Consider the following 5,063-nt stretch of genomic DNA (forward strand, 5'->3'; position numbering starts at 1 on the left):
ATTTAAACAATTTATTAATCGGTTTTTCCTTATGGATTTAGCTAAATCTGCTCTTCTATGCTCCAAATAGGTGGTTAACATTCAATTACAAGCTTTCCGATAGTGCTGCTTCAGGCATAAATGCAAAAAAAATACCCCATTTGGGGTATTTTTTGACGTTTGCGCATTGAGTATCTTTGTCATGGGTGATTAAGCAACTTTTTAAACTTCCGTTTTACTTAATTCTTTAAAAGGGCATTTTTTAAATATTTTTTTAGCCCTTTTATTTACTTATCCACGCGAGACTGATTTCGTCAGGAGTTTTCATCCGATCTGCCAGCCTCATGTACCTGGAAGATAATCCGGATAAATATTCTTGGGCCTTGGCGGCCACGTCATTGAGTCCGGTAGCTGTTTCAATATTCCAAAGTTGTACCAAATGGTCGATTATCCGAGCATAATCCCAGCCTGTATATATGCCAACTTTCTGGGTTATTGCAGAAAATTGATCGAATAAAGAAGGATTGTTGCCACCTTTGGCCATCAATACTGCGGGCATAACAATTTGTTTCCTCATCATTTTTTCAAAGGCAAGAATGGCTCCATTAGGATCAATTTTCATTATCTCGGACATGAAACTTTTGTATGCTTTTTCATGTCGAGCTTCATCGCCTGCAATTTGTTTACATATTTTCCCTAATACATGATCTCCTGCTTTGTCGGCAAGTTTTCCTGTATTAACATGGGAGATCTTGGTAGCCCTTTCCTGGAAGGAGGTGTAGACAATTGCTTGGTAAGGGTCTTTTTCAGACCTTGGGTCAAAGCCATTGTAAATCAACCGATGAATGGTTTGTTCAACCTGCCTCATATCAGCTCTACCTGATAGGTATAAGTATTTATTTAACAAGTCTCCATGTCGGTTTTCTTCCGCTGTCCAAGCTTTGGTCCATTGAACCCAACCTTTGTCAGAGGTGAGGGATCCTTCTTCATTTACCCCTTCTAGCATATTGAAATACGTTTGGTAACTCGGTAAAGCTTCTTCCGTAATCATATTGCCAATTAGAGAAGTGATGATAGTGTCTGGAATAACAGCTGCTCTCTCCCTTAGTGTTTTTACCTGATCTATGGCGTCAGGTTGTGTCATATCCGGAAGGAAATCAGTTGGTTGCCAACAATCATCCGGGTCCATAAGTGTGGTTCCAACAGTCTCTGTTACAAAATCATTCAGCTGGCTGATGACTTCTGCATTTTTTTCAAGTTCGTAATTAATATTATCTGACTTCTTCATAAATTAGGCTTTCGCATTATGATGCCAATTTATTGGTATTTTCCCAAATATTAACACCTATCTTCAATTTAACTAACAATACCGGCAAACCTTAACCTTTTTATGGGTTTAAATCTGAAATATCATTCTATAATATAACGAATGCACCGGGATATTCATTCACTTTCATCAAAAACAATTGTTCAATCATTAGTAAGAAAGCTTATAAGCAACAACTTTATCCTTAAAAAAGGTTGGGACAATGACTAAATTGTCTGCAGGGATATAGCCTATGTCAGCTGTATTGGATTCCTCTGCAGTGGTATCCAGTAGTTTTACCGCCTCACCATCTTTGATTAGGTAAATCTCACCACCCCATTTGCTTGCAATGAATGTGTTTTCATCCAAAACAATTAAACCATCACCTCCGGTAACCGTATTGTTGAGGATTTCAAAACTTCCATCACTACTGTACTTTTTAAACCCATCTGCATCTAGGCCGTAGAGGGTGTTGCCATTACCTATACGTAACCCATTAATATTAGGCTGATTTTCTGCAAATGTTTTTATTTCACCATTTTCCAAATACAAGATTTTGTTGGCTTTCATATCAGTGAAATATACTCGCTCCCCGTCTGTGTCAGCATCGTTTAAGAATACTGCATTGTCTACTTCGTAGGACTTATTGATTTTACCTGTGGCCAGCTCTATTTCTAAAAGCCTGTCTACATCAGTTACATAAAGGTAATTGCCCATAACAGTCATTCCTTTAGGTGCATTTAAGCCGCTGACCCAATTCCTTTCAACGATTTCTCCATTGGTATTCAATTTTGATATTGAACCTACACCATCTTTTTCAGCAGGTCCTCCTTCTATATTGGCCACATATATCATACCATCACTTTCTTCATAGTGGGCAGACTCATTGGTGGTAAGATCCGCAGAGGTTTCCCAAACCTTTTCCAAAGAGGCTGTAACTTCTTGTTCCACCACTTCTTCCTGACTTGTCTCTGTATTTTCAGTACTCGTGTTTTTAGAGCCACAGCTCGAAAAGATGAGTATACTTAAAACTAAACTGTAGATTAATGAATTGTTAACTGATTTCATTGTTGTGGTTTTTGGTTGAACTTCAAATTTCGATAATTTTTTGGTGAAAACTTAATGTTCATTAAAAAATGAACGTTTTTGTATTTAGTAAAAAGATCTTTGATCCTTACCTTTAGCTAATCTTGAGCAAAAATTATGCTATTAACCTTTATTCATCATTCTATGAAAATATTGATTTCTTGTTTGTTTTATGTGCTATTGGTTATGTCTGTATCTTGTACGTCTTCCAATACTTCATTAATAGATTATCAACAGCTTTCTGACGAAGAAAGGGGACAAATCGCAAGAGAGATGGCGCAGAATACCATTATTGTTGATGGACATGTAGATTTGCCATATAGAATGCATCACCAAGGGTATAAACCTGAAGGAGACATTTTGAATGTATCGGAAAGTACCAAAACAGGGGATTTTGATTATCCACGCTCCAAAGCTGGTGGACTGGATGCTCCTTTTATGTCTATTTATATTTCCACCAAGTATCAAGGAAGTGGAGAGGCTAAATTATTGGCTGACTCGCTTATCCTTATGACTAAAAAAATTGCAGAAAACTGGCCGGAAAAATTTGCAATGGCCTATAGCCCGGCAGATATCCGCAGTAATTTCGAGGCCGGAAAGATATCTCTTCCCCTAGGAATGGAAAATGGTGCTCCACTTGAAGGGAAACTTCAAAACCTAGACTACTTTTATGATCAGGGCATCCGTTACATTACATTGACCCATGGAAAGGATAATTTAATTGGGGACTCTTCTTATGACACCACCTATACCCATGGAGGCTTGAGCGCTTTTGGTGTGGAGGTGGTCAAGAAAATGAATCAATTGGGTATAATGGTAGATATATCTCATGTCTCGGATGATACCTTTTATGATGTTATTGATATTTCAAAGGTACCTGTGATTGCTTCTCATTCCTCTGCACGACATTTTACACCTGGGTTTGAAAGGAATATGGATGATCAAATGATTTTCAAATTGGGTCAGAATGGCGGAATTATTATGATAAATTTTGGAGGAGACTTTATCGATGGGGCATTTGGTGAAAACAATAGAAAAGTAAGGGAGCATATAGCGACCTGGCTGAAGGAAAACAATTATGATAAAGGTGACTCTGAGGCAATGGCTTATATTGAAAAATATAACAATGAAAATGATCCTTATCCATCTGTAAGCCATGTAGCTGATCACATAGATCATGTGCGGGAGATAGTGGGGATTGATCATATTGGCTTTGGATCAGATTTTGATGGAGTTGGGGACACCTTACCCACAGGGCTTAAAGATGTATCCATGTACCCCAATTTAATTGCTGAGCTATTAAAAAGAGGTTACACCAAGGAGGATATAGAGAAAATTTGCTACAAAAATATCTTTCTTGTTTGGGATGAGGTGATCAATTATTCAAAGAAGCATTGATAAATATCAAATTCAAGCAATCCTTTCGCCGGTCTAGCCTGGTATTTGATTAAGTTGTTTGTATAATGAATATCTGTTAACTTCACTAACTGTAAAATTTTGTAAGATCCTTTGTATAGGTCTTTTGAAAAGAAAAAATAGAAAATAACATATGAGTAAGATAGCCAATAGTTTTCAAGATGCTCAGCAAGCTTTTTTGCAATTAAAGCAAAAGAGTAGCCGAGAGAGAGCCACTTTTTTAGAAGAAATAGCCAAACAAATTGAGCTTTTAAAAGAAACCCTGATTCCTACTGCAGCAAAAGAATCAAATCTTCCTGAAGGGCGAATTACAGGAGAGCTTGGAAGGACAGTAGGGCAAATCAGGTTATTTGCCGGCTTGGTCAAAGAAGGGAGCTGGGTTGAGGCGGTAATTGATCATGAAGATTCTGAAAGAAAACCCGTACCAAAACCAGATATTCGTAGGATGCTTAGGCCTTTGGGGCCAGTAGTGGTATTTGGAGCGAGCAATTTTCCACTGGCTTTTTCCACAGCCGGTGGGGATACCATCTCAGCTTTGGCTTCGGGCTGTCCTGTATTGTACAAGGCTCATCCTGCGCATCCTGAAACATCAAGAATGGTGGCCAAAGCCATTCAAGCAGCTGTTGGTATTTGCCAAATGCCTGAAGGAACTTTTCAACATATAGAAGGAGGAATTGATACAGGTCAGGAATTGGCAGCTAATCCCTTAGCCAAAGCAATAGCATTTACAGGGTCCTTTAAAGGAGGAAAAGCACTATTCGATACCTGTAACAATAGAGAAATCCCCATTCCTGTGTATGCCGAGATGGGGAGTGTTAATCCTATATTTGCACTCGAGGACTATTTAAGTGAAAACCTTGAGTCGGCAGCAACTGCTTACGCCAACTCTTTGGTATTAGGAGTTGGGCAATTTTGCACCAATCCGGGACTAGTATTTGTTCCGAAAGCACATGAAGAAGCATTTTCAAATCTTGTGTTAAGTCAGTTAAAAGCGGTTGCCGGAGCCCCTATGCTTCATGAAGGGATCTGTAAAACTTACCACGAGGCATTAAAAAACCTCGCTACCTCAGAAAAACTTGAATGGCTACTAACCACAGAAGCCAATCAGTTGTTAATAGGGAATCCATCTCTAGCCAAAGTTAAAGTGAGTGATTGGTTAAATGAAGAAGCCTTTCAGGAGGAAGTTTTTGGTCCATTTGCCATTATGGTTGTATATGATTCAATAGCAGAGTTAGAAAAAGTAGCTGTACAATTAAAAGGTCAGCTTACATGTACC

The 5,063-nt window shown here is 38.5% G+C and carries 4 protein-coding genes; 2 read left to right on the forward strand and 2 right to left on the reverse strand.

Annotated features, from left to right (window positions below; genetic code table 11):
- Positions 1 to 262 precede the first annotated feature (262 nt).
- Together AAC037_RS19555 and AAC037_RS19560 are read right to left on the reverse strand one after the other, a co-directional pair.
- Positions 263 to 1,267: an acyl-ACP desaturase gene (locus AAC037_RS19555; protein ID WP_339904977.1), complete on the reverse strand. Its 1,005-nt coding sequence runs from the start codon at positions 1,265 to 1,267 to the stop codon at positions 263 to 265.
- 189 nt (positions 1,268 to 1,456) lie between these two features.
- Complete coding sequence (locus AAC037_RS19560) at positions 1,457 to 2,353, reverse strand: ATP-binding protein (protein WP_339904979.1); 897 nt, start codon at positions 2,351 to 2,353, stop codon at positions 1,457 to 1,459.
- A gap of 162 nt (positions 2,354 to 2,515) precedes the next feature.
- Between AAC037_RS19560 and AAC037_RS19565 the strand changes: the two genes are divergently transcribed.
- Together AAC037_RS19565 and AAC037_RS19570 are read left to right on the forward strand one after the other, a co-directional pair.
- Positions 2,516 to 3,769, forward strand: coding sequence for a dipeptidase (locus AAC037_RS19565; RefSeq protein WP_339904981.1), 1,254 nt, complete (start codon positions 2,516 to 2,518; stop codon positions 3,767 to 3,769).
- 151 nt (positions 3,770 to 3,920) lie between these two features.
- Positions 3,921 to 5,063, forward strand: a 1,143-nt coding sequence (locus AAC037_RS19570) for an aldehyde dehydrogenase (NADP(+)) (protein WP_339904983.1), incomplete at its 3' end; no start/stop codon positions are given.

Source organism: uncultured Cyclobacterium sp., from assembly GCF_963976465.1.
Taxonomy (GTDB): domain Bacteria; phylum Bacteroidota; class Bacteroidia; order Cytophagales; family Cyclobacteriaceae; genus Cyclobacterium.